Genomic DNA, 4396 nt, shown 5'->3' on the forward strand with positions numbered 1-4396 from the left:
CGCCCTCGGCTACACTGATCGTTAGCCTAATCCCCGGGGAAATCGGGGATTTTTGCCCGGGAAAATCGGGACAGCGGGTTGCCAGCCGCGCGGACTCCCTGATATTCCCTCGCCCGTAGAAGCAAGCCGGTTCTGCGGGTATTCCGATATGCTGCAAAAGGTCTCCAGCAATTCGCGGGGAGAATTCTCGATGTCGGCCAAGAACGGCGCCATCAAGCTCGTTGCCGGCAACTCCAACCCGGCGCTGTCCCAGGCCATCGCGGACGGGCTCGGCCTGTCGCTCACCAAGGCGGTGGTGCGGCGCTTCGCCGACATGGAGATTTTCGTCGAGATCCAGGAGAACGTCCGCGGCAGCGATGCCTTCATCCTGCAGTCGACCTCGTTCCCGGCCAACGACCATCTGATGGAATTGCTGATCATTACCGATGCGCTGCGCCGGTCGTCGGCCCGCCGCATCACGGCGGTGATTCCCTATTTCGGCTATGCGCGGCAGGACCGGAAATCCGGCTCCCGCACCCCGATCTCGGCCAAGCTGGTCGCCAACCTGATCACCCAGGCCGGCGTCGATCGTGTGATGACGCTCGACCTGCATGCCGCGCAGATTCAGGGATTCTTCGACATCCCGACCGATAACCTGTTCGCCTCGCCGGTAATGGTGCGCGACATTCGCGAGCGCTTCGACTCCACCCGATCGATGGTGGTGTCGCCGGACGTCGGCGGCGTGGTGCGTGCCCGCGGGCTCGCCAAGCGCATCAACACCCCGCTCGCCATCATCGACAAGCGGCGCGAGCGCGCCGGCGAGTCGGAGGTCATGAACGTGATCGGCGAGGTCGAAGGCTACACCTGCATCCTGATCGACGATATCGTCGATTCCGGCGGCACGCTGGTGAACGCCGCCGACGCGCTGCTCGCCAACGGCGCCAAGGACGTCTACGCCTATATCAGCCACGGCGTGCTGTCGGGCGGCGCGGTGACGCGCATCGCCTCCTCGAAACTGAAAGAGCTGGTCATCACCGATTCGATCCAGCCGACCGAGGCCGTGCGCAAGGCCACCAACATCCGCACCCTCTCGATCGCCACCCTGATCGCCGAGGCGATTGCCCGTACCGCCGCCGAAGAATCGGTGTCGAGCCTGTTCGACTAGACCAGCCAGCTCTACATCCAGGACGAATACCGCCTCCGACGGTTCGACAGGGCCTGTTTCCTTGTGCGCGCCCGCGCTAGACTCCCTCCTCAGAACAAGACGAGCCCTGGGGAGGACATCATGACGGATCACCGCATCTCTCGCCGCGCCGTGCTGGCCGGCTCGGCCGCCGCCGGAGCCCTGGCGCTGACGGGAGCGCCCGCCCGCGCCGAGGTGAACTGGAAGAAGTACGCCGGCACCAGGCTCGAGGTGATCCTCGCCAAGGGCCCGCGCGGCGACAACCTGCAGAAATACGTCAAGGAGTTCACCGAGCTCACCGGCATCGAGGTCGAATCCGAGCAGATCCCGGAGCAGCAGCAGCGCCAGAAGGTGGTGATCGAGCTCGCCTCGGGCAAGCCGAGCTTCGACGTCGTGCACCTCTCCTATCATGTGCAGAAGCGGCAGTTCGAGAAGGCCGGCTGGCTCGCCGACATCACCGACTACATGAAGGACCCGACCATGACCGCGCCGGATCTGGTCGAGAGCGATTTCTCCGCCGCCGGGCTGCAATACGCCAGGAACGACAAGGGACGGATGCTGTCGCTGCCATGGTCGGTCGACTACTTCATCCTCTACTACAACAAGGAGCTGTTCGCGAAGAAAGGCGTCGCGGTTCCCAAGACGCTGGATGAGATGGCGGACGCCGCCGAGAAGCTGACCGATCCCAAGGAGGGCACGTTCGGCTTCGTCGGACGCGGCCTGCGCAACGCCAACATGACGCTGTGGACCAACTTCTATCTCGACTATGGCGGCGAGTTCCTCGACGGCAAGGGCAACATCCTGACCGACGGCCCCGAGGCGATCGAGGCCACCAGGCTCTATCAACGTCTGCTGACCAAGTCGGCACCGCCCGGCGTCGCGGGTTTCAACTGGATGGAGTCGATGGCCTCGTTCACGCAAGGGCGATCGGCGATGTGGATCGACGGCGTCGGCTGGGCGCCACCGCTGGAAGACCCGACGGCCTCGCGGATCGTCGGCAAGGTCGGCTACACCGTCGTGCCGGCAGGTCCCAAGGGGCAGTATTCCGCGACCTATGGCGACGGCATCGGCGTCACCGCGACCAGCAAGAACAAGGAGGCAGCCTACCTGTTGTGCCAATGGGTGGTCTCCAAGACGCAGGGCGCGCGTCTCCTGCAGGCCGGCGGCGGCGTGCCGTTCCGCAATTCGATCCTGAGCGACGCTGAGGTGCGCAAAGGCGTGAAGATGCCGGCGGAGTGGCTCCAGTCGGTCATCGATTCCGGCAAGATCAGCAAGCTCGGCCTGCCGGTCGTGATCCCCGTGGCCGAATTCCGCGACATCGTCGGCTCGGCGCTGACGGCGACCTTGTCGGGCGCAGACCCGGCGAGTGAACTGAAGAAGGCTCACGAGCAGTACCGGCCGATCCTGGAGCGCAGCGAGAAAGCGTGAGCACGTTGCTGCAAGCAGGCCCGGCGGCGGCGCAGGCCGAGGCGACGCCGGGACAGCCCTGGCGGCCGATCTCCTACTGGCCGTTCGTCGTGCCGGCGCTGGCCGTGGTGCTGGCCGTCATCATCTTCCCGTGGCTGTTCACGATCTGGATGAGCCTCAACGAATGGAAGGTTGGCTCGCCCATCACCTTCGTCGGCTTTGCCAACTACCTGCGGCTGCCGGGCGATCCGCGTTTCACCGAGGCGGTCGGACATACGCTGGTCTATACCGTGCTCTCGGTGCTGCTGCCGCTCGTGTTCGGCACATTCGCGGCCGTGGTGTTTCACGCCCGCTTCCCCGGGCGCGGCATCCTGCGCGCCATCTTCATCATGCCGATGATGGCGACGCCGGTTGCGATCGCGCTGGTCTGGACCATGATGTTTCATCCGCAGCTCGGCGTACTCAACTATCTGCTCTCCCTGGTCGGCCTGCCGCCGCAGCTCTGGGTGTTCCATCCGGCGACCGTGATCCCCTCGCTGGTGCTGGTCGAGACCTGGCAGTGGACCCCGCTGGTCATGCTGATCGTGCTCGGCGGCATCGCGGCGCTGCCGACCGAGCCCTACGAGAGCGCACAGATCGACGGCGCCACCGCCTGGCAGATGTTCCGCTACGTCACCTTCCCGCTCATCCTTCCGTTCCTGTTCATCGCCGCGATGATCCGCACCATCGACGCCGTGAAGAGTTTCGACATCATCTTCGCCATCACCCAGGGCGGGCCGGGCACCGCCTCGGAGACCATCAACCTCTACCTCTACAGCGCCGCCTTCACCTATTACGACCTCGGCTACGGCTCGGCGATCGCGGTGATCTTCTTCGCACTGATCTGCGTACTCGCCGCCATCCTGCTCCATGTGCGCCAGCGCACGCTATGGACCGAAGCGGGCTCCGCCGCATGAGCGCGCGCCAGATCCTCGGCAAGGTCGCGCTGGCGGTCTCGGTGTTCGTCATCGTCTCGCCGGCGATCCTGTTCTTCCTCTGGATGGCGTCGCTGTCGGTGAAGTTCGAGATCGACAATGCCGCCTATCCGCCGGTGTTCATCCCCGAGCATTTCGCCTGGAAGAACTATGCCGACGTGCTCGCCTCCAACCGGTTCGCGACCTATTTCAAGAACAGCCTGATCGTCACCGGCGGTGCCACGCTGCTGGCGATGCTGGTCGGCGTCCCCGCCGGTTACGGGATCGCGCGGATGGCGGCGCATAAATCGGCGATCGTGATCCTGATCGCGCGCATCACGCCGGGCCTCTCCTATCTCATTCCGCTGTTCCTGCTGTTTCAATGGCTCGGCCTGCTGGGCACGTTGTGGCCGCAGATCATCATCCATCTCGTCGTCACGGTGCCGATCGTGATCTGGATCATGATCGGCTATTTCGAGACCACGCCGATCGAGCTGGAGGAAGCCGCAACCATCGACGGCGCGACGCGCTGGCAGGTGTTCCGGCATGTGGCGCTGCCGGTGGCGCGGCCGGGACTGGCGGTGGCGTTCATCCTGGCGGTGATCTTCTCCTGGAACAATTTTGTCTTCGGCATCGTGCTGGCGGGGCGCGAGACCCGCACGCTGCCGGTCGCCGTCTACAACATGATCTCCTTCGACCAGCTCTCCTGGGGGCCGCTCGCGGCCGCCGCCCTGATCGTGACCTTTCCCGTGCTGCTGCTGACGATCTTCGCCCAGCGCCAGATCGTGGCGGGGCTGACGGCCGGCGCGGTGAAGGGCGGCTGAACGACCCATCACCGCCCCGCAATCTGGTCGGCGAAATAGGCGATGGTCTT

At 64.9% G+C, this 4396-nt stretch carries 4 protein-coding genes; all 4 read left to right on the forward strand.

The window, feature by feature from the left end:
- Positions 1 to 190 precede the first annotated feature (190 nt).
- The 4 genes from JOY90_RS04640 (at position 191) to JOY90_RS04655 (ending at position 4346) form a co-directional block, all read left to right on the forward strand.
- Positions 191 to 1144, forward strand: a complete 954-nt coding sequence (locus tag JOY90_RS04640) for a ribose-phosphate pyrophosphokinase (protein ID WP_291689978.1) — start codon at positions 191 to 193, stop codon at positions 1142 to 1144.
- A 120-nt stretch (positions 1145 to 1264) separates the two neighbouring features.
- Positions 1265 to 2590 (forward strand): sugar ABC transporter substrate-binding protein, encoded by a 1326-nt coding sequence (locus JOY90_RS04645; protein ID WP_291689979.1) that lies wholly within the window; start codon positions 1265 to 1267, stop codon positions 2588 to 2590.
- A complete protein-coding gene (locus JOY90_RS04650; RefSeq protein WP_291689980.1) occupies positions 2587 to 3525 on the forward strand; it encodes a carbohydrate ABC transporter permease in 939 nt (312 codons plus the stop codon). Before JOY90_RS04645 ends, JOY90_RS04650 begins: the two co-directional genes overlap by 4 nt.
- The gene (locus JOY90_RS04655) at positions 3522 to 4346 is read left to right on the forward strand and encodes a carbohydrate ABC transporter permease (RefSeq protein WP_291689981.1); all 825 of its coding nucleotides are present in this window, start codon (positions 3522 to 3524) and stop codon (positions 4344 to 4346) included. The genes JOY90_RS04650 and JOY90_RS04655 overlap by 4 nt, the downstream gene beginning before the upstream one ends.
- Positions 4347 to 4396: the final 50 nt, after the last annotated feature.

Origin of the sequence: Bradyrhizobium sp. (assembly GCF_019242285.1) — a bacterium.
GTDB lineage: Bacteria > Pseudomonadota > Alphaproteobacteria > Rhizobiales > Xanthobacteraceae > Bradyrhizobium.